At 42.5% G+C, this 22125-nt stretch carries 17 protein-coding genes and 1 tRNA gene; 5 read left to right on the top strand and 13 right to left on the bottom strand.

Features of this window, described 5'->3' with window-relative positions; translation table 11 throughout:
* Nucleotides 1–252: 252 nt before the first annotated feature.
* From AC59JO_RS16830 to AC59JO_RS16865, 8 genes are all read right to left on the bottom strand, one after another.
* Nucleotides 253–648: a response regulator gene (locus AC59JO_RS16830; RefSeq protein WP_497306627.1), complete on the bottom strand. Its 396-nt coding sequence runs from the start codon at nucleotides 646–648 to the stop codon at nucleotides 253–255.
* Nucleotides 649–877: 229 nt separating this feature from the next.
* Entirely contained in the window at nucleotides 878–1702 is an 825-nt protein-coding gene (locus AC59JO_RS16835; RefSeq protein WP_497306629.1) for a family 16 glycosylhydrolase, read from the bottom strand.
* A gap of 257 nt (nucleotides 1703–1959) precedes the next feature.
* On the bottom strand, nucleotides 1960–2523 hold the full coding sequence (locus AC59JO_RS16840; protein WP_497306631.1) for a dihydrofolate reductase family protein: 564 nt from the start codon (nucleotides 2521–2523) through the stop codon (nucleotides 1960–1962).
* Between the two features lie 420 nt (nucleotides 2524–2943).
* The gene (locus AC59JO_RS16845) at nucleotides 2944–4473 is read right to left on the bottom strand and encodes a glycoside hydrolase family 32 protein (protein ID WP_497306633.1); all 1530 of its coding nucleotides are present in this window, start codon (nucleotides 4471–4473) and stop codon (nucleotides 2944–2946) included.
* Nucleotides 4474–4581: 108 nt separating this feature from the next.
* Entirely contained in the window at nucleotides 4582–6288 is a 1707-nt protein-coding gene (locus AC59JO_RS16850) for a RagB/SusD family nutrient uptake outer membrane protein (protein ID WP_497306635.1), read from the bottom strand.
* 18 nt (nucleotides 6289–6306) lie between these two features.
* Nucleotides 6307–9447 (bottom strand): SusC/RagA family TonB-linked outer membrane protein, encoded by a 3141-nt coding sequence (locus AC59JO_RS16855; RefSeq protein ID WP_497306637.1) that lies wholly within the window; start codon nucleotides 9445–9447, stop codon nucleotides 6307–6309.
* Nucleotides 9448–9476: 29 nt separating this feature from the next.
* Complete coding sequence (locus AC59JO_RS16860; protein WP_497306639.1) at nucleotides 9477–10385, bottom strand: carbohydrate kinase family protein; 909 nt, start codon at nucleotides 10383–10385, stop codon at nucleotides 9477–9479.
* Between the two features lie 15 nt (nucleotides 10386–10400).
* Entirely contained in the window at nucleotides 10401–11726 is a 1326-nt protein-coding gene (locus AC59JO_RS16865; protein WP_413669577.1) for a sugar porter family MFS transporter, read from the bottom strand.
* 352 nt (nucleotides 11727–12078) lie between these two features.
* Between AC59JO_RS16865 and AC59JO_RS16870 the strand changes: the two genes are divergently transcribed.
* Nucleotides 12079–14865 carry a hybrid sensor histidine kinase/response regulator transcription factor gene (locus AC59JO_RS16870; protein WP_413669576.1) on the top strand — a complete coding sequence of 929 codons (2787 nt, stop codon included), beginning with the start codon at nucleotides 12079–12081 and terminating at the stop codon, nucleotides 14863–14865.
* 3 nt (nucleotides 14866–14868) lie between these two features.
* On the opposite strand, the gene AC59JO_RS16875 is transcribed toward AC59JO_RS16870, so the two are convergent.
* Entirely contained in the window at nucleotides 14869–15660 is a 792-nt protein-coding gene (locus AC59JO_RS16875) for a CHAD domain-containing protein (RefSeq protein WP_497306642.1), read from the bottom strand.
* A gap of 193 nt (nucleotides 15661–15853) precedes the next feature.
* On the opposite strand from AC59JO_RS16875, the gene AC59JO_RS16880 reads away from it, so the two are divergent.
* Nucleotides 15854–17143: a BamA/TamA family outer membrane protein gene (locus AC59JO_RS16880; protein WP_413669574.1), complete on the top strand. Its 1290-nt coding sequence runs from the start codon at nucleotides 15854–15856 to the stop codon at nucleotides 17141–17143.
* 87 nt (nucleotides 17144–17230) lie between these two features.
* Nucleotides 17231–17917, top strand: coding sequence for a PAS domain-containing protein (locus AC59JO_RS16885; protein WP_413669573.1), 687 nt, complete (start codon nucleotides 17231–17233; stop codon nucleotides 17915–17917).
* Nucleotides 17918–17974: 57 nt separating this feature from the next.
* Here AC59JO_RS16885 and AC59JO_RS16890 read toward each other — a convergent pair whose 3' ends face one another.
* On the bottom strand, nucleotides 17975–18373 hold the full coding sequence (locus AC59JO_RS16890) for an SPW repeat domain-containing protein (RefSeq protein ID WP_413669572.1): 399 nt from the start codon (nucleotides 18371–18373) through the stop codon (nucleotides 17975–17977).
* 118 nt (nucleotides 18374–18491) lie between these two features.
* A complete protein-coding gene (locus AC59JO_RS16895) occupies nucleotides 18492–18977 on the bottom strand; it encodes an ABC transporter ATPase (RefSeq protein WP_497306645.1) in 486 nt (161 codons plus the stop codon).
* A 45-nt stretch (nucleotides 18978–19022) separates the two neighbouring features.
* Here AC59JO_RS16895 and AC59JO_RS16900 point away from each other — a divergent pair, with 45 nt between their 5' ends.
* Nucleotides 19023–19505 (top strand): hypothetical protein, encoded by a 483-nt coding sequence (locus tag AC59JO_RS16900; protein ID WP_497306647.1) that lies wholly within the window; start codon nucleotides 19023–19025, stop codon nucleotides 19503–19505.
* Here AC59JO_RS16900 and AC59JO_RS16905 read toward each other — a convergent pair.
* Together AC59JO_RS16905 and AC59JO_RS16910 are read right to left on the bottom strand one after the other, a co-directional pair.
* A complete protein-coding gene (locus tag AC59JO_RS16905; protein WP_497306649.1) occupies nucleotides 19500–20297 on the bottom strand; it encodes a (Fe-S)-binding protein in 798 nt (265 codons plus the stop codon). The genes AC59JO_RS16900 and AC59JO_RS16905 overlap by 6 nt on opposite strands.
* A 107-nt stretch (nucleotides 20298–20404) precedes the next feature.
* Complete coding sequence (locus tag AC59JO_RS16910; protein ID WP_497306651.1) at nucleotides 20405–21703, bottom strand: 4Fe-4S dicluster domain-containing protein; 1299 nt, start codon at nucleotides 21701–21703, stop codon at nucleotides 20405–20407.
* A 206-nt stretch (nucleotides 21704–21909) separates the two neighbouring features.
* Between AC59JO_RS16910 and AC59JO_RS16915 the strand changes: the two genes are divergently transcribed.
* Nucleotides 21910–21982, top strand: a tRNA-Phe gene (locus tag AC59JO_RS16915).
* Nucleotides 21983–22125: the final 143 nt, after the last annotated feature.

Consider the following 22125-nt stretch of genomic DNA (forward strand, 5'->3'; position numbering starts at 1 on the left):
AAAATTTGCTGGGAAATTGGATATTAGTGACAATATCTTGTCAGTGTTCAATTTTCAAAAAGCGGCTGTTCAACTTTTGAAAATGTAATTTTGTAATTGGTTGATTATCAGTATTTATTTGTTCAAATCGCGATTTGGTGTAATTTAAACAAAATGTAAATGGTTGATTATTAATTATTTGTGTTTGGTTGGAAATGCGAGGTGTTTACACTTTTTAAAATTGAACACTTGTGAAATGAATAATTATCTTCATTATTTCCTGCGCTCAATACAAGCCGCCAATACCTGTTCAAGCACCGGCCGTGAAACCGGTTTACTAAAGAAGCCGGTAACAAAATCGTAGCTGAGCGCCCGCTCCTTGTCGGTAGGGTCAATTGACGACGAAAACACATAGAGCAGCGGCTTAACCCGCAGGGCGGATTGCAAATCAATAAAACCTTCCAAAAAATCCCAGCCATCAAACCTGGGCATCCTGATATCCAGAAAAATAACGTCGGGCTGATCTGCAGGATTATTTAAAAAAGATTTTAAAGTTTCTTCGCCGTCGTAGCTATGTGATACAGGGTTGAATTCTTTGATCCCGGCAATAAGTTTATCCAGGATAATATGGTCAAGTTTACTGTCGTCAATAAAGAGTAATCTGAACATGATAGGCTGTTATGATGTAGCCGCATAAGTTAAGATATATTATCCGCTTTCTAAAAAAAACGGATGATATTAATATACTTAAACTTACAACCAGGGGGAGTTGTTGGATATTATAGCAAATACACCAAAAGGGTATGTATTTTACTTTCGCTTAATACATACCCCTTTTAGTTTAATGAACCATGAACATTACCACTACCGGAGAAGCAAACCTATAGTTTGGTTGAAATTATAATGTAGCACTTTTTTCAACTATCACATTCCTTGCGCGCATATAAGTGGTGCCGGTAGGGCCCGGTGATCCGGACGATCCTTCCATTTGATAATCAATTATGATATTCAGGTTTTTCCCAACAAAGTTAGCGCCTGTTTGCGTGCTTTTTAAAACACCATCTATCCAGTATTCGATTGATACATCGGTTGTATTGGTTTTAGTCATGTAAACCGAATAGGTATGCCAGTTGCCGGGACTGGAAATTGCCGTGCCCACGCTTGACCAGCCACCACTTGCATTTTTGTAGGTATTTGTCCAGCAGGTGGCGCTTCCCTTAAATTCCATAAAGTCGCTTTCGGGTGGCCATGAATCGGCACCCGTAACCCAAAACGCGGGCCATGTCCCGGTTTGTGATTCGCACTGAAATTCGCCTTTAAAATGCCATTTAGGCCATGAGTCGGTTACTACTGGTATTGTTTTGGCATAAACCGTTCCTGAGTAATAGTGGATGGGTAGATACGGGTCTTTACTGCTGTTACCAACGCTTCCGCTGGGTTCGCTGGTTAAGGTAAGCACGCCCCCGGAAACTGAAATATCTTGAGAACGCATACGGGCAGATCCGTTATGGTCTGATCCCCATGGATACAGATCATTCCAGTAGGTGCTGTATGAGCTAAAGGAGGTTGCAGGAATAACATTTACCCACGATACAGTATTTGTTGTAAGCCGGCTGGCCGAAGTATTTGTGGCAGAGTTAGCGGTGCCCGTATTATCTTTTCTACACGCAAAAAACGATGTAATCGCAATAAATGCAATTAAAACAAAAGTTAAATTTTTCATAATAAAGATTTTTTTAGGTTAATAGGTGTTCTTCTCCCGATAGTTAATGAGAGTTTTGGTTAATTGGTGACACAAATTAACATACTTAAAACCCTACGGATGGGGGACAAAACTGGAATTTATAGGGGTTATTATTATATATGACCCGGATAAAATAATAGGGGATATTGTCCGAAAATATGCCTGATAATAAAAACAGGTTGTTTTCTTTTCGGAATACTTAACATCTGAGTTAAAGTTGCTACTTCGCAGTGTATCTATTTTCTCACTTCATAGCATAGTTCAACCATGCCGCTTTTATGGGCTGTTACACTTTTTAGATGCAATGCCTGTTCCCGCCCTATCTGATCAAAAAACGGAATGCCTTCACCTAAAATAACCGGCAGGATTGATTGTCTTATTTCATCGGCCAGGTTTAACCGGATGAAATCTTTGGCAAGTTTGGCGCCGCCTACCAGCCAAACATTTTTGTAGTTTGGTTTCAGTTGTTCATCTACAAATTTGTGCAGATTGCCAGAGTAAATTTTAATGTTCGGACGGTCAACGGGCAGTTTTCTGTGGGTTAATACAATAGTTGGTACATCTCCGTAAGCCCAGCCATATGATTTTGAAAGTTCTAAGGCGTGTTCATAGGTACGGGCACCCATTATATAGCAATCTATCGTTTTTAAAAACTCTTTTACATCCTCTTCTGTAACACTAACTCCCTGCTCATAATTGTCGGATGTTTCAAACCAGGAAACACTATTGTCTTTTTTGGCAATATAGCCGTCAACACTTGAAACCATATGTATGGTTATTTTAAATGAATCTGTTGCCATGGGTGCATTATTTATTTAGAAAAAGTGTTGTGGGCTGTAATTCTTTAGCAAGATTGTTATTCAAGAAGTGCTATCAGCTAAACAAATGTAGATAAAGGGATTATGTGTTGCCAATAGCTAATGTTATACAGTGTATATAAAAGCAGCAAGCTTTTGGGGGAAGAAGGCCTGCTGTTTTTGAACTTTCTTTATCGGAAGAGACTTCAGATTGGCGAAGAAAATTTAAGATTTGATTTTGTTTCGCTAAAAATATTAGTATTTTTGTATTGAACAAAACGGAGTAATACACTGATTAAGTTCAGAATAAATAATCTTTTACCTAAACCATATCACAGAGAATGAATCTGTAGGAATTGCACCTCCACTTGGAGAGTGCAATTCTGTTTCAAACTTTTTTCTTCTTTGGCTCTGTGTTAACTGTTATTTCCAGATAGATTTCAAGCCCGAAATACTAAGGTTATCAATCATCAATTTTCCGGTTGTTTTAATGGCAAGTTTGCTGAAATCTTCGGTTGGGAAATAAATTGTGGTCATGGTGGTTAAGCCACCGTCTGCAAACAACTCTACAGATGATTTATCGATTACCAAAGTGAGGTCCGAATTTTTAGCTATGCTTAACCGTGGTGCAGTAAAGCGGCCCGAAAAGTCTTTTTGAAAATCCATTTTCCCGGCTTTGGTACGGTCAATATAATATTGCTCCTTCGTCTGGTCATAACCTATAAGCAATGCTTCGTCTTTGGCGTTTGATAGCCTGATGCTATAATCCTTCAAAGTATTGAGGTTTAGTTTTAAAACATAGCGGCTTTTGAGCTTATTGATTTTTGAAGAAAGATCAAGAGAACCGTTAACAGCAAGCTGGCTTAATGCAATAGGTCTTGTCTCGATGTTTTTTAGCTCGGCTACCGGCCTGGAAGCCAGTAAAATTTGGCCCTTGCTTTGTTGCAGGCTGAGTTTACGTGCAATAGTTGCCGCGTTGCGCCATGTTTTTGTTGGTACCTGGTTGGCATATTGCCAGTTGCTCATCCATCCTAAAAATATTTTACGATTGCCGGTATTGCTCCAGGTGATACCCGCATATTCGTCCGGTCCATAATCAAGCCACCTGGTGTCTGAATCAAGTGGACTAAACTTGGTCCCGTCAAAATCTCCTACAAAATATTGAGTAGCCGAGCCCCCATTGGGACCGCCGGGGTTAAGGTTTACGATCAGGATCCAGTAGGTTTTTCCGTTCATTTTTAGTGTAAATAAGTCAGGGCATTCCCATACACCTCCATGTGCACCTTCTTTAAGCCCGAATTCACTTTCCTTTTTCCAGCTTTTAAGATCGGGAGCCGAATAGAAAGAGATATGGTCCTGCGTTGCAAGGGTCATTATCCATTTTTTTTCCGGAGCATACCACATCACCTTAGGGTCGCGAAAGTCTTTGATACCCGGGTTTTTGAGCACCGGGTTGCCGCTGTATTTAGTCCATGAGCTGCCGCCGTCCAGGCTGTAGGCAAGGCTTTGATTTTGAAATTTATCGATACCCTCTTTTTCGCCTTTAGGGTCATGGTGGGTAAATATGGCAACCAGGGGTGTTTTGCCATTTTTACCAAAACCGGATGTATTATTGGCATCAACAACAGCACTACCTGAAAAAATATATCCAAGACTATCGGGGTATAAAGCGATAGGTAATTGTTTCCAATGGATCAGATCTTTGCTTTCAGCATGGCCCCAGTGCATTGGCCCCCACACAATATCTTTTGGATAATACTGAAAAAACAGGTGGTAGGTACCGTTATAATAAACCATACCATTAGGGTCGTTCATCCAATGCGCGGCGGGCGAAAAATGTACCTGCGGCCGGTGCTGCTCTGTGTAAGTTTTTTGGGGCGAATCCTGGGCTTTGCAGATACCATTTGCGATAGTAAATGCCATCAGCATTAATATGCAACATTTTGTTTTCATAATTTAAGCTTTTATTGGTTTTATATTGAGCAGGGTAATGCAAAAACTTTAATAGCGAAAATCCCGGCCTGCTATATCAGGCCGGGTCTTCCGTTATTTTATTATAGTTTAATATCCAGGGTTTTGTTTATATAAACCGTTGGTGAATGTAATTTCTGATTGTGGAATTGGGAGATATTCATCTCTACCAGCAGTAAATTTAGCCGTTGCTAAAAATGGCCTTCTAACTTTTTCAACGTTAATATAGTCGTTTAAAGTTTTTTCTGCAATTCCCCATCTAACTAAATCAAAGAAACGTGCGCCTTCGGTTGCAAATTCCAATCGCCTTTCCCATTGTAACGCTTTACGAGCATAATCCTGGGTCCAGTTTGCCGGGGTGTAGGGTTTTAAATTGTAAGATGATGGGAAGGTTCCATCCAGTTTTTTAAGTCGTCCGGTACTGGCGGCAGCCCTGTTTCTGATCTGATTTATTAACGGCAGTGCATTTGCCTGCTGGCCTAACTCGATATAAGCTTCGGCCTGCATTAGTAAAATATCATCATACCTCAGGATATCGTAGTTTTTAGCCGAACCCATAAATGGGCCAAGCTTAAAATAAGATGAGCTTGTGGCTAATTGCTGGTTACGCATGGTATGGAAATTACCGTAAACACCCGGATCACGCACCCAGCTATTGCTGAATGGTTTGGTGTTGTCATATTTATACGGATGCCCGTCTATACCAACAGTATGATCTAACCGTGGATCTACGGTAACTTTTGATAAATCGGCTATATTATTGTTAAAAGTATCAAAATTGGGCAGGCCGTTGGCATCAGTTGTATAGGCATTAACTAAATTCTGGCTTGCAGCGTGGAACCCGCAGCAGCCATATTGAGGTGCCCCGTGCGGATAGTTCAACCCGTCTTCAAAGTTTAAACGCCCGGCGGTAGTACCATCATTGATGGTAAATTGTATGGCGAATACTGATTCGGGGCCGTTCTCTGTTTCAGGTAAAAAGTTATCAGCAATATCAGGGCTTAGCGAGTATTTACCAGATGCTATAACTGCTTGCGTAAGTGTAACAACTTCCTGTAACCTTGTTTTATTGATATTGATCACATGATGATTATTATCCTGCTCATATGCCTGGTACAATTTTAATTTGGCTAAATAAGCCTGGGCATTCAATTTATTGGCCCTCGCCAGATCGGGCTGTGTGGTTGGTAAATTATCAACTGCATATTGAAAATCGGCTGCGATTTTATTCCAGGAATCATCATTTGATAAAGTATTTGAAACCTTGAGGATATCGGCAGCTGTTGCAGTTTCATCAAAAATTGGAATGTTTTTGTACAGCAGTTTCATAGTAAAATAGCTATGAGCACGCAAAAACTTCAATTCGGCTAAACGAATCTTTTTGTTTGGGAAATCAGCATCCGAAAGTGAATTAACCGCCCTAAGCGCTACGTTTGCCCTCGAAATTGATTTGAACAGGTTTTTCCAGGTTCGTGATACAAACGAATCCATAGAGGGGGTTACCAGGTTGTAATGCTCCAAAGCATCCACCTCGCCAACATCGCCTGTACCGCCGCCGCCTTTGTAGGCATCATCTGAGCGAACGCTGCCGTAAGCCCAGTCGCTGTATATCGGCCCAATCATATCGCCGTTTCCGATAGCTGCATAAGCTGCAGTTACCAAACCTTCAACAGCTGCCGGTGATTTTAAATCTGAAGAAGACAGTACACCCTTGGGTGTATAATCTAATGCTTTTTTACAGGAGCTTAAAATGATCAGCCCCGATAAAATAGTTGTTACTAATATTTTCGCTTTCATATTGAATATTTTTTTTCGTTAAAATGATGCGTTGACGCCAAAACTGAAGATCCTTGGAATTGGGATGGGGTTAAGATCAATCCGCTCAGGATCGGGGCTCAGGTACTTGCTGCTTTTTACAGTAAAGATGTTTTCGGCCATGGCAAACACTCTTAAGCGGGTAAATACAGCTTTAGGTAAAATGGTATATCCAAGTTGAATGTTCCTTAATTTGAAATAAGACGTGTTAACAATAAAGTAATCGGAAGTACGGCCTTCATTGTTATTGTCTTTCAGTGTTAATGCCGGCACATTGGTGTTGGTATGCTGCGGTGTCCAGCCGTCAAATACGCCGGGGCCTACATTTTCGCGGCTATGCATCAAATTATTATACAAGGTATATACATCAAACCCTTTGCGGCCGGCAACGCCTGATCCAAATATAGAAAGGTCGAACTTTTTGTAGGTCAGGTCAATTCTCGCACCATACTCTAAGGCCGGCAGCGTAGTACCTATCCAGGTTTGATCGTTGGCATCAATTTTTCCGTCGTGATTGATGTCGACATAACGGATCCTGCCCGGCCCTGCTCCGATCTGTGTTGGTGCTGCATCAACTTCAGCCTGAGATTGGAACAGACCAGCCGTTTTATAGCCAAATATGTCAAACTGCGAATGTCCTATGATGGTATTGTCAATATTCCCAGGGTAAGCTGGCCTAACATTCTCCGGCAAATCGGTGATCTTGTCCCTGAAATGAGAAAAGTTCAAAGTAACGTTGTAATTAAAGTCGCCCGCATGTTGCCCGTGATAGGTAACCGAAAACTCCCAGCCTTTATTGGTTTTTGATGCACCGTTAACGGTTTTAGATTGCCCTTCGCCCAAGGCCGATGCAACCGGAGGGGTGATCAGGATTCCGGTGGTTTTCCGGGTGAAATAATCGAATGAACCGGAAATCTTTCCGTTTAATATAGCAAAGTCAAGACCGGTGTTTAGCTCGTCGGTAGTTTCCCATTTAAGGGCAGGGTTATCTGCCTGGGTTTGAACAAAGCCGGATGGTAATGAGCCTGTATTAGCACCAGATAATGAATATGCAGTACCCACATTCATATATTGTTCCCAAAAGCCGGGGGTAAGCTGATTTTGGGTAGTGCCATAACGGGTGTTGTAAAGTGCATAACGCGACAGGTCGCCGATTTCCTGGTTACCAACACGGCCTATGCCCGCTCTTAATTTCAGTTCAGAAAAAAGGCTGCCGTTTTTCATGAAATTTTCCTGGTCTATTTTCCAGCCAAGTGAGGCAGAAGGGAAAATACCGTACTGGTTATTTGCACCAAACCTTGATGAACCATCGCGACGAACGGTAGCCGACACCAGGTATTTGCCTGCATAGTTGTAATCAAAACGGCCAAACTGTGAAAACAACCTGTTACCAGTCGATCTGCCTGTAACAATGGTATTTCCTGTGCCGGCATCTAACGTAAAGTAGTCTTCTGTTTGAATGGCATACCCTTGTTTTAAGGTTGTTTGAAAATCGGTAAAGGTTTTAACATATTCCGTACCCACTAATATCTTAAAGTGATGCTTGTTGTTTAAATCAAAGCTATATCTTAAAGTATTTGAAAGTGTGGTGCTTAAATAATGATTTTGATCAAAGAATAAGCTGTTGGTAGTACGGTTTAGGGCACCTTCCGAAAAAGTTGGTGTAATCACCTTGCTCAGGTAGTCGGAATTATCCGCACCATAATTTGATCTGAAGAATAAATTCTTAATGGGCTGTATTTCTAAAAATACGTTGCCAAATGTGTTTAACTTGTTGGTGTTATTCCATTTTGCGAGGTCCTGCATATGCAGCGGGTTGTTCCTGTCAGAGTAGCCTGCACCCGATTCGCCGGCATAGGTTACACCATCTTTTTGATATACAGGGATGGTTGGTGCCAGCGTAACTGCCAGGAATGGAGTTGAGGCACCGCCCAGATCGTTAGTGGTGAGGGTTTCGTTCGAGTTGGTGATTTTGATGTTAACGCCAAAAGTAACTTTGCTGTCAAAGGCTTTGGTTATGGCGTTGATGCTCCCGGTGGTACGTCCGTATTTGGTAAAGCGCACAAGGCCGGTATTTTTTATGTTTCCGAAGTTTATCTGGATAGAAGAGTTTTTATTACCTACCGAAGCCGTGAAATCATTGTTGTAAACAAAGGCTGTTTTATACAGCACGCTTTGCCAGTCGGTATCGCCAACGGGAGTATTTTGATCGCCGCCAACGTATGGTTTGGGCGTAACGCTGTTTAAAACAGGGTTATTGAAGTTATTATTCCAGTCAAAATTGTAAATCTCTCCGTAACCTGCGGCCGGATCCTGTCCGTCATTAACTGAGGCCTGCCACAAAGCTTTGCCCCTGTCAACAGCGTTCAGCATTTTAAACCTTAACGATTTTTCGGACTGGATTGAAGTGCTGTTATTAAATTGAAACTGCACCTTACCATCTGTATTGCCGCCGTTTTTGGTGGTAACGATGATGACACCGTTAGATGCGCGTGAGCCGTAAATTGATTCGGATGAGGCATCCTTTAATACCTGAACCGATGCTATATTTGAAGGCGACAGGTTTTGAAATACTTCCGGCCTGGTGGTAGGTATCCCGTCAATAATATACAAAGGGTTATTGTTACCTAAAGTATTGGCCCCCCTGATCAGGATCCTGCTGGTTGCACCACTTGCCGATCCGTCTTTTTCGATGTATAAACCCGCAACACGGCCCTGCAATGCCTGCATGGTATTTCCCGAACTGTTGTTTTTTACCGGTGCCAGATCAACAACTGCAACTGCGCCCGTTAAATCTTTCTTCCTTTCGGAGGTGTAACCGGTTACAACAACCTCATTAAGCTTGTTTTCGGCATCTTTAAATATTACATCAAGTGTTTTGGTATCAGCGGTAACAGTGATGACTATTGGTTTTGCACCCACGTACGAAAACCGCACCGACTGACCATTTTTTACAGCAATACTGAACTTTCCGCTGGCATCTGATAGTGTTGATTTTTGGGTTTCAACAACCACTATGGTAACTCCGTCTATAGGTTTCGAGGAGTTATCTAACACAGTCCCGGTAATGGTTCGGGATTGCGCGTATCCTTCACTTATTAACAGTATAAGAAAGGAACAGATAAGTAATAATTTTCTCATTGATTTTTGTTTAAGTGTAATTGGTTTGGTTAAAACATTCTGTTTATAAAGTCTTGGTATTCTTTGATTTTATAATCCGGACAACCTCCTTTCTTTGTTGCAATAAAGCCGCCCATCGCTATTGCATTTTTTAATAATATTTCGGGCGATGCGCCACGATAATGGTTGGCTATGAATGCTGCTAAAAACGAATCGCCGCTGCCTATGGTGTCCCTTACCTTTACTTCGCGCCCGGCAATGTGCCAGGCTTTTTCTTCTTTATAATAGGAAGCACCGAACTCGCCTTTGGTAACTATGATTTCGGGTATGTTAAAATGATCCTGTATAAATTTGATCTGTTCCGATTCTTTCCAGAACGAACCCCTGAACAGGCCCTGTACCATCTCAAGCTCGGCCTGGTTAAATTTTACAATGTTGGCTTTGTGCAGCAGGTCGGCCAGCAAATCGCGGCTTATAAAAGGTGGTCTTAAGTTGATGTCGAATACTTTGATAGCATCGCTTTCCAGCAGCTCAAACAAAGTATTGCGCGATACGCTGTTCCTTGATGCAAGGCTACCGAAAACGAAATAGGTTGAAGGCCTGATCTGTGTTTTAATATGCTCGCTGTCATTGATGAAATCCCAGGCTACGGGAAAAATAATTTCATATGATACCTCGTTGCCGTTATTCATTTTAGCGATTACCTGGCTGGTTGGGTGTTCGGTATCTGTTTGCAGCAGGTGCTTTTTTATCCCCCAGTTGTCGAGCAGGTTTTCAAGTTTTTGGCCATCGGTATCATTACCTATTTTGCTTACCAGGCTGGCGGGCATGCCCAGTTTATTAAGGTGGTATGAAACATTAAGCAATGCGCCGCCGGGTTGAGGGCCATCCGGCAAAACATCCCAGAGTATTTCGCCATAGCAAATGGCCGGTGTTAAGGTATTTGTATGTAAGTTCATCATCGCTGATCTTGATTAATGCATGACCATGTTAGTTTCAATTTGCTCCAGCGACCGGCCTTTGGTTTCGGGCATCAGCCTCCACACAAAAATTAACTGGCATATCATCATGGTGCCGAAAAAGGAAAATGTTATTGTGCCGCCAAGTTTTTCGGCGAAATACGGAAAGGAGAAAGCGATCAATGCTGCCATGATCCAATGGGTTGAGCTACCCAGTGTCTGGCCTTTTGCCCGTACCTGGTTTGGAAATATTTCTGAAATAAATACCCAGATAACTGCCCCTTGCGAAAACGCAAAGAATGCGATGAACAGCATCATGTAAGCAGGTACGGCAAAGCCGCTCATGTGCCCCGAGTAAAAGGTATAGGCTACCAGGAACAGGGAAATGATAAGGCCAACCGAGCCAATAAGCATCAGGATCCGGCGCCCTACTTTATCAATAATATTAATGGCTGCAAGGGTGAATACAAAGTTGATTGCCCCAAGGCCCACTGTTGATAATAAAGATGAATGGGCACCCAAACCAGCCATTTCAAATATGCGTGGTGCGTAGTAAATGATGGCATTTATGCCCGAAACCTGGTTAAAAAAGGCAAACAGTACAGCCAGTACAACAGGGGTTTTATATTGACCCGAAAAGAGGCTGCCGCTTGAAGCCGTATCATTTAAAGTTGAATTTTTGATAGATTCCAGCTCCTGATCGCAGTTGAGCGGGTTAATGATCCGTAGTATGCCGAGCGCTTTTGCCATTTCGCCCTTTTTAAGGATCAGCCAGCGCGGGCTTTCGGGTATAAAGTAGATCAGCACAAAAAACAATGCTGAAGGAAAGGCCTGCACACCAAGCATCCAACGCCATGAAGTTTCGCCAACCTGGCTTATCAGGTAGTTGGACAGGTACGAGATCAGTATCCCTAATACCACGTTAAACTGGAATAAGCCCACCAGCCTGCCCCGGCGGTCGGCCGGTGAAACTTCCGAAATATAGATAGGTGCCGTAACAGATGATATGCCAACACCGAGACCGCCCAATAACCTGAAAACCAGGAACACATACCAGCTATCGGCCAGTGCTGTACCTAATGATGATAGTAAATATGCTGCGGCTACAAAGTAAAGTGTGTTTTTGCGGCCAAACAGATCTGAAGGCCGGGCCCCTAATAATGAGCCGATAACCGTTCCTATTAATGCGATAGATATGGTAAGCCCATGTTCTACTACGGATAAGTGCCAGAACTGCTGGATAGATTTTTCGGCGCCTGATATTACAGCGGTATCAAACCCGAAAAGGAAGCCACCAAGGGCCACGACCATGGACCAGGCCAGGACGGAGTGTTTTCTCATAATAATTATAAAAGGTGTTATATTGGATTTATTGAGGCCAAAGTAGGGCAATAGGCCGTGCAGGGGTTATTGATTTCGTATCAATAAAGTATAAAAATCAATCTGTATTTAACTTGTTGATTTTTAGTTAGATAAAATTATTGATGTCGCTATTTTGTAGCCCGATGTTTGTTTATGTTACCCGTTACTTTCAATTTGGTTACATTACCACAGTTATTGCGAAGGCTGCCTGCCCCCTTAAATTTGTTTTTCAGGAACGTTTATAGATATCTTTACTTTGTTTAACCCTCAAAGGGAAAAAATAAACCAATAAGTAATCCTGTTAATTACCCGTTTCTTCCAAACTAATGTTATGGCCTTTTTCAACAAATGGCATGCTAAAAACTTACTGACCGGCATGCTGCTGATCTGTTTTATGGTGCTTATTGCTGCCGGATGTAAAAAGACCGATAAAACATCGCAGTATACAATTGGCTTTTCACAGTGTATCGGCTCTGACCTGTGGCGTCGTACTATGCTTGATGAAATGAGAATGGAACTTTCATTACATCCTGATGCGCAGTTCGTTTATGCCGATGCCGATGGTAATAGCGCCAGGCAGGTTGAACAGGTAAAGAAGATGCTTGACGACGGTATCGACCTGCTGATCATATCGCCCAATGAGGCACAACCCCTTACCGGAATAGTGGAGCAGGCCTATAGTAAAGGGATTCCGGTAATTGTGATTGATCGCAAAACGTCATCGGCTTTATATACGGCTTATGTTGGTGCTGATAACTACCAGATTGGTAAAATGGCAGGTGAATATGCCGGCTCTATATTAAAAGGCAGCGGAAATATTGTAGAAGTAATGGGGCTGCCAGGCTCTTCTCCGGCGATTGAGCGGGACCGCGGCTTTTCTGATGGCCTTAAGAAATATACGGGTATAACTATAGCTGCCAGGGTATATGGTGATTGGTTGAAGGATAGCGCTAAAAAGCAATTGATAAGGATAGCGCCAGTTATAAAAAATGCTAATGTGATATTTGCCCATAATGATGTTATGGCCCATGGCACAAGGGAGGTGCTCGATGAGCTTAAAATTCGGGGTGTTAAAGTATTGGGGGTTGATGCCTTACCAGGCCATGGTGGAGGCTTGCAAATGGTTGCTTCAAAAAACATCAACGCCAGTATGATATATCCCACTGGAGGTAAGGAAGCCATTATGACTGCCTTCAGGATCCTGAATAAAGAATCTTTTGCCCGGGAAAACCTGTTGCAGTCGGTTGTTATTGACTCTTCAAACGTGCAGTTAATGAAAATGCAATGGGGCAAAATAAACAGCCAGCAAAAGGATATCGAGCGGCAACAATCGTTATTGGCAGAGCAGCGCGAAGTGTATAATAGCCAGCAATTGGTTTTAAATGTAATTGTAATATCGCTGGTGCTGGCCATTGTTTTTGGAGGCCTTGCATTTTACTGGCTCATGGAAAACCGGAAGATCAACAAAAGCCTGGAAGTTAAAAACAACGAAATTTTGCAGCAGCGTAACCAGCTGATCGAGATGTCGGCAAAAGCTGAGGTGGCAACAGAAGCCAAACTGCAGTTCTTTACTAATATTTCCCATGAATTCCGCACCCCGCTCACGCTTATCCTCTCGCCGGTAGAAGATATGATGGCCAACGAAAAACTGAACCTTGTGGCCGGCAAAAGTCTGAAACTGATCCATAAAAACGTATACCGTTTGTTGCGTCTGGTTAATCAGCTGATAGAGTATCGTAAAATAGAATACGATAAACAGCAGATCAATGTATCGCCTAACAATATTGTTGAGTTTGCCAGGGAAATCATAACCAGCTTTCAGGAAAATGCGCAGAAACGCAATATCAGCATCAGCCTGTTAAGCGATGAGCAACAGATAGTGGTTTGGTATGACGTCAATTTGTTAGATAAGGTATTTTTTAACATTATAGCTAATGCCTTAAAATTTACCAGCGATAATGGCAGGATCCAGGTAAGTTTCAAAAGGAAAGACAATAACTCGGTTGATATTGCCATACAGGACAATGGGATTGGCATGGAACCACAGGAAACCGCTCATGTATTTGAGCAGTTTTACCAGGCCGAGAATAGCTTGTCGGGGGGATCAGGTTTGGGGCTTGCTTTGTCAAAAGAAATTATTTCTTTGCATCAGGGCAGTATAGATGTAGTAAGCAAAAAGTGGGAGGGAACTACGTTTACCATTAACTTATTATTGGGTAATAACCACTTTGACCGCGATGTGCAGGGGCACGCTAACACCACACAAACAGATATTGAGGAACGGGCGAAAGTTTATGTTACAGACCTGGCCGCACCCATTGCCGTAGCGGATGAAGGGCAAACATTCGGAGCTCCGAGGGAGCAATCTATCCTGATCATCGAAGATAACAAAGACCTTTTGAGTTATCTTACCGAAAAACTGGGCGCAACTTATGAGATATTTACGGCGGATAACGGAATTAGCGGATTAAATGAAACCTTTGAGCGCGTTCCGGATCTGATCATATCTGATGTGGTATTGCCGGGCATGTCTGGTAAAACTTTAACGGTGAAATTAAAAACGGATATCCGTACCTCGCATATCCCCATTATTCTTTTAACAGCACAAGGCAGCGTTGAACAGCAGATTGACGGTATAACCTGTATGGCCGATGCTTATATTGTTAAACCCTTTAACTTTGAATACCTGTTTGCCACCGTGAAAAATTTAATTAAAAGCAGGGTGATGCTGAAAGAACATTTTACCAGCGACGTAAGTAAATCCACCGTGCCCGTATCCAAGGCGCTTGATAAAAAGTTCCTGAATGATTTTGCTGGTATCGTAGAGCAAAATTTAGCCAATGAAAATTTTAGCGTTGATGAGATCTGTAAGTTGATAGGTGTTTCAAGAATCCAGCTTTACCGCAAGGTTAAAGCGCTGCTTGGCTGCAGCATATCTGATTACATATTAAACCGCAGGCTGAAAAAAGCAAAGTATTTATTAATGAACGAGGGTTACCCAATCTCGGAAATAACCTACATGGTAGGATTCTCTACTCCTAATTACTTTTCTACTGTTTTTAAAGCTAAATACGGCTGCACGCCAAGTGAGTACAAGCGCAAACAACAACAGATATAAGCGTTAATCAACCTGTGGAATGGGCAGTTCGGTTACAGTGGTTGCCTGTTCCTGAAAATTGCGGGTGAGCACGGTGAGTTGTTTTTTGAGTTTGGCCGATTGTTTCTTCAGGCCCCTGGCTATTTCGTTGCCATCGCTGGCTTCGCCGGTTGTAAAAAGTTCAATAGCCAGTTGATTGTCATGCCAGTTGCCAATAGCTTCCTGCACCTGGTCAATATAAGCTTCATTAAAAGAAATCTCTAATTCCGGACCGGCCAGCGCATAATTATATAACAGTACTTTCAGTTGTTTACGACAGGTATGCAGACTTTCGTCAAAGCGCAGCTGGTTTAAGCCTGCTGCAATGCTTTCCAGTTGTTGATGGTAATATAAAGTGAGATGTAGTTTGCTAACCGACCTGATCCGCTTTAATATATTGCGACGTGTTTTTCGGAGGCTCAACCGGTGCTGGTCTTTATCTGCATTAAATGCCAGGGTAGCGGTTTCCATGATCTGCTGTTGTTCCCTCATAAAATCGGTGTTTTCACCTACTGTTTTGCCCAGCTCCCGGTTTATATAGGCATTCCTGATTTCGCCGGCCTGCTTAAATATTTTACGAACGGGTTTGAAACGTTTTTCCAGCCCGGGTGATTTTTCTGCGCTATCGGCCAGGATCAAAAGCGCTCGCAATTTTTTTACCCCGGTACGAAAATGATGCAAGTCTTCCTGTTCGCCGTTTTTGATAAAAGAGCGGAGATGGCGTTTCATTGACCGCCATATTTTCATTACATATTTCCGTTCTGTTTCCTTTTTCATAACGGCTGGCGCCTTGTTGTTATTCGCCTTATTTCAAAAATACAATTTAAAAACAACATATTTTAAAGCCGAAAAAAGCATTTAAACACGCGGAATCAAAAGCGAAATGCAGCACTGTTTTATTTTGTAATAAGTTTTTTACATTCAGATGATATAAATATCTTAGCAGGAACACTTATAAACCCCTGATCAATTGGCTCGCGCTGTTTACCGGCTTACCTTAACCTTATTTGTACTTTTAAGTACCTGCGAGCTATTTGCCCAAACCCTGGCCGATCCGGTTGACTCCTTACAATCACAGGTTGATGCCAACGGTATTTTGGCTGCCTTTTTCAGTGGCAAAAGCAGTAAACCTTCGGCAGCAACTACACAAGCACAAAACCGTACTTACTGGTCGGTACTGCCTTCTGCCGCTTATAATCCAAGTGTGGGTTTTGCTGTAGGGGTAATTTCATCCGGAGGAAAATACTTTGGTGATCCTGCTAATACAACCCTTTCGGTAATCAATGCAGGTTTTTACTTGTCAACAAGCGGACTTTCTACTTTTGAATTCAAGCAGAATGCATTTTCGGCACAAAATCAATGGAACCTGCAGGGCACCGTACAAATAGGGAAAACTGTTGCCATGGATAACGGCCTTGGCACCGGCAGGCGCAGCTTCGGCGAAGGCAGTTTTTTCATGAACAATACCCACTTTGAAAACAATCCCGATGCTTTCCCTATTCGCTACCTGTATATCAAAGCCAATGAACGCATCTACCGCAAACTGGCACATCACTTATATATAGGTGCCGGGCTAAGCTTCAATTATTACAGCCACATTGATGACGACCGCAGAGATATTCCCATAACCCAAACCCACAATTATCGTTATAGCATCCGCAATGGTTTCCCGGTTAGCTCGTATCAGGCTAATGGCTTGTTGTTCAATTTTCAGTTCAACAACCGCGATCAACCTAATCGCCCGTTCAGGGGTATTTATGCCGATATAGTTTTGCGGAGCAACCAAACCTGGCTGGGCAGCAACCGCGATGCCATGCAGGTAAAGTTTGAATTCAGGAAATACTGGAGCCTGTCATCAACCCACCCCGAACATGTTTTTGCCTTGTGGCACTGGTCAAACTACTTGTTAAGCGGGGCGCTGCCTTACCTTGAACTGCCCGGCACCGGCAGCGATGCTTATGGCCGCATTGGCAGAGCGTTTATCATAGGGCGTTTTAAAGGTATGTCCTTTGTGTATAATGAGGCCGAATACCGCTTTCCACTAACAAGTAATAAGTTGCTTAGTGGCGTTGCTTTTGTTAATGCCGAAACAGCTAACAACCAGCAACGCATAAAACTGTTCAGGTATTGGGAACCCGGCGGCGGTGCAGGCTTGCGATTGTTGTTTAATAAATACACGCGCTCTAATCTTTGTATTGATTATGCCAGGGGAACTTATGGTTCAAGCGGTTTCTTTTTAGGACTTAACGAAGTGTTTTAACTGTAATTGCCCGGGTTAAGGGCTGTTCTACTATAAATGGTGTCATTTTTGTTCTAAAAATGTTTTTCATTAAGTAATCTATCACAAATGCGCACTCCGTTAACCTCGCAACTACTTGGCGACCTGATTGAAAAGGGCTACGAATATGTATTGGTAAAAGTAACCGTAAACCAACAAACCGAAGAGGTTGTTGATATCACCCTTGTACCCGTTAAAGCTAAGCCAGAGCTTAACAATTTGCCCGCAGGCTTTGAAACATTTTACCGCATAACCCGTGAGCCTATGCAGTTGGTATGCGGCGTTGACAAAACCAGTATTTTTATAGAATATCAATCATTTGATGATGAGGTAACCGACAAAGATATTTTTGATGATACCTATTTTAGGATGAGCGAAGAATTTTTTAGACAGGTACTGGATAGCCTTGAAGATTACGCGGTAATAACCACCGATAAAAACGGGAATATCAATAGTTGGAATACCGGTGCCCAGAAAGTTCTTGGCTACACCGAACAGGAAGCTTTAGGCCTTAATGCACGGATTTTTTTTACTACTGAAGATATAGCTGCCGGCAAGCCCGAAATTGAATTAAAAAAAGCACTGAGCCTGGGCCGTGCCATTGATGAACGCTACCATGTGCGTAAGGACGGCACCCGTTTTTGGGGGAGCGGATTGTTTTTCCCTTTGTTTGATGAAGAACATAATCACCGCGGCTTCACCAAAATAATGCGTAACCAGCGCGAAGAACAACAGGCAAAAGAACTTGGCATATAAAACAAAGAGGGCGCTCATTGAGCGCCCTCTTTGTTTTATATCTTTTTAGAAAAAAAATTATGCGTTATAGCTTACGCCGTGATCTTCTTCTTTTTGCACGTTAATAAATGGAGAGCCTTTGGTAAAGCAACCAACAATTAAAAGGTAAGCACCAAAAATCAATTGCGGAGCTACCAATTTATCAGAAAAGGCATAAACCCAAGGTGAGCAAAACAAAAACGAGCCCATAAGTACGTCACCGGCATTGTGCATAACCATCGGGAATTGTTTGATAAAACCCATTTCGTTTTTAGCAAAGATAGCCATGATCAACTGTAACCAGCCAATGATCAAAGGCAGGAATAAAGCAGCGCCGCCAACATGAATTGTATCAAAAGTCCATAATGATGAAATCATTAACAGGGCTACAACGTAGTTTAAAAATCCGTAAGTTCTGGTTGAGATGAAGCCTTTCATTTTTATAGCTTATTTATAAAGTATCAATATAGATGATTTATATCTAAATTTTGTGCCAAAGGTAAACATTTGCACGGCTTAAGTACAGTAAATTTAAAAAATTTGATCAGCGGGTTAATTAATTGGCTACCAGGTCACGAAATAGCTGGATATGCCAGCTATCTTTGAACGGCACCTCCCATTTAGTTTCAAGCTCGTTTAAGTTTTGTACCAGGTTATTATAAACAACAGTTTCCTTATTGATGCTGCCATCTTTCAGTTTAGCCTCAAAATCATGCCGTGGTAATGAAAGTACTTCCTCGCCTTCGCGATAAGCCAAATTAAACCTGTCGAAAAGATTAATGCCTAAATGCTGTTGCACCTGCTGCATAAAATGAACCGATTTATCGATAGAGCACCCGCTGGCGCCTGCCTGGCTTTCATCAACTATCAATATGAAAAAACGGTTATACCTGATCTCGGCTTTGGCTTTAAGCTGGTTATTATGAGCTGTCCAGTTGGTGGCAAACCTATCCAGCTCGGGCTGGATCTGCTGTACTTCCTGGTCGGTTAATTTCCTGTCCGACTGATAGATCCAAACTCTTGACTGTGGAGAAAATTTCATTTCCAAAAATATCAATTTATTAACTTCGGGTTACATTTTGTTGTCATGAAAATATCAATTCTGCCATCAATTGGAAAAACCGCACTCATTACATCAATTTTAGCCCTTAGTGTGCTAAATTACGGTTTTAAAGCCGAAATGAGCGAACAGGAATGGTTAAACTGGAGTAATAAATGCCTCAACGGCTCATTTAACCCCACGCCTGATATCAACCTCAAAAAGTGGGAGATAACCCTTACCAGCGATTATTTTTTACGTTTGCGAAAAACTTATCAACAGGGTAAAAAGGAATATTTTTCCTTTAACCTGCACCGCTTAACCAATGTTGATTACCTGGGCAGCGACACGGCGGGTACAGTAAAATTCAATACGCAAGCTGATGATATCATTGTACAAACCTACGAAGACCCTGAGGGTAATATCGATTCAATGGCTACTACACTTGGCTTACCGGTACACAATATGAATTTGGCCCGGTTTGATAGCCTGAAGAGTGCGTTGAATTATTTGAGGATGAATAGTTTATAAGCCATTAGCCCTTGCTGTAATCTCGGCAATATCCAGCACTTTTATCTCCTGTTCTTTATCGTGGTTTTTTACGCCATCGGTAAGCATGGTCATACAAAACGGACAGGCGGCGGCTACCACCTGGGCCTTAGTTTCAATAACATCGGCAATGCGTTCAATATTGATGTCCCTTTTGCCGGGTTCCGGCTCTTTAAACATCTGAGCACCGCCGGCACCGCAGCATAAACCGTTTGATTTGCAACGTTTCATTTCCACCAGCTCAGTATCCAGGATCTCCAGTGCTGCCCGCGGGGCTTCATAAACATCGTTTCCACGACCTAAGTAACAGGGGTCATGATAGGTGATCCTCTTTCCTTTAAAACTTTCACCGCCTTCGGCTTTTAGCTTACCGGCGTCAATTAGCTGTTGAATAAGCTGTGTATGATGAATCACCTCATAATTACCACCCAAACCAGGGTATTCGTTTTTTATGGTATTGAAACAATGCGGACAACCTGTAACTATTTTTTTAATGTTATAACCATCCAGCACCTGGATGTTCATCATGGCCTGCATCTGGAACAGAAATTCGTTACCTGCACGTTTGGCTGGGTCGCCGGTGCAGTTTTCTTCCGTGCCTAAAACAGCGTAGCTGATGCCTACGTGGTGCAGTATCTTGCAAATATCGCGGGTAATTTTGCGGGCACGCTCATCAAAGCTGCCGGCACAGCCAACCCAAAACAAAATTTCGGGTTCTTTGCCCTCAGCAGCCATTTCGGCCATGGTCGGGATGACCAATGGTTCATTGTTCATAGTTCATGGTTTTATTTATGGTCGATAGTCCATGGACCATTGTTAATTATTTTGTTATTTTCCTTCACAGCCATGATCTATGAACCATGAACTATGATCTGTAAAAACTATTCCTCTGCCCAGTTAAACCTGTCGGCCTGGCTGTATTTCCAGGGGGCTCCATTATTTTCAACGTTGCCAAACATATTGTTTAGACTTGCCGGGGCCTGCGATTCTTCCATTACGATATAACGGCGCATTTCGGTTATGATCTCCAACGGATTGATATTTACCGGGCAAGCCTCTACACAGGCATTGCAACTGGTGCAAGCCCAAAGCTCTTCGCGGGTAACGTAATTATCAAGCAATGATTTATCGTCGTTATAATCTTTGCCATGCTTGTCAATGTTATTACCGATTTCGGTGATCCGGTCGCGGGTATCCATCATGATCTTACGGGGCGAAAGCAGCTTTCCTGTAATATTTGCCGGACAAACCGATATACACCTGCCACATTCCGTACAGGTATAAGCCTCCATCAGGTTTTTCCAGGTAAGGTCGGTTACGTCCTTGGCGCCAAAACGTCCTGGTTCGCCGGTATTCTCAGGCACAAATGAGGGATCCAGCATCGCTTTCACCTCATTGGTAACCGATGCCATATTGGTAAATTTACCTTTAGGGTTCAGGTTTGAATAGTACGTATTGGGGAACGCCAGCAGGATGTGAAAATGCTTTGAATAGGGCAGGTAATTTAAAAAACACAGGATCCCTACAATGTGAAACCACCAGCAAACCCGTTCTGTAATTACCAATGCCGAAGCCCCATCAGGAAGCAACGGCGCCAGCAATGAGCTCACCGGGAAACTTCCGGCAGTAACATAATGACCAAAATGCAGTAATTGTAATTTATAATCTGCGGCGTTCATGGTCAGGAAGGCTGTCATGAGCAAAATCTCGGTAATAAGGATATAATTAGCATCCGATCTTGGCCATTGGGTCATTTCTGTACCGGTGAATCTTTTCAGGTGTACGACATTGCGCCTGCACAGGAAAACGATACAGGCCGTAAGCACCAGCACTGCCAATATCTCAAATGCGCCTATCAGGAAACCGTACAGGCCGCCAAGTGGGTGCGAAAAGATGCGGTGCGAGCCAAAAATTCCGTCAATCATGATCTCCAGTACCTCGAGGTTGATAATGATAAACCCTATATAGATAAAAAAGTGCATTACGGCCGCCACCGGGCGCTTCACCATTTTGGTTTGTCCCAGGGCAATTTTAGCCATCACTTTCCAGCGCAGGGCAGGCTGGTCGTTACGGTCGGTATCCTTACCCAATAAAATGTTGCGCCTTATTTTAGCCACATTTTTGCTAAACAGGTAAACAGCGGCCGCCAGGATGATAATAAATATAAATTGAGCAATCATTATGCGTGCATAGTAATTTTATCAAAGTTAAATGAATTGTTCTAAGTGCAAAATGTTTTGAGATCGAAAAAAAATTTGAAAATTAATTGGCTGATTACCTGTACACTTATTTAAAAAACACGGCTAAATAGAAACTTTTTTCAAAAAAAAGTTTTCAAACATAAAAAAAAACCTACATTTGCACTCCCCAAACACGGGAACGGTTTGGTACCATAGCTCAGATGGTAGAGCAAAGGACTGAAAATCCTTGTGTCACTGGTTCGATCCCAGTTGGTACCACAAAAACAGAAATCCTCTTAGTTAGTTCTAAGGGGATTTTTTGCTTTAAAAGTGCCCGTACGATGTCTAAATGCGGTTTTTCTATTCTGCTGATTAATAATTTGATTCTTCTGTGATTTTGTTTGCGTCTCGCATCATTGGGT

Source organism: Mucilaginibacter sp. A5337, from assembly GCF_059690695.1.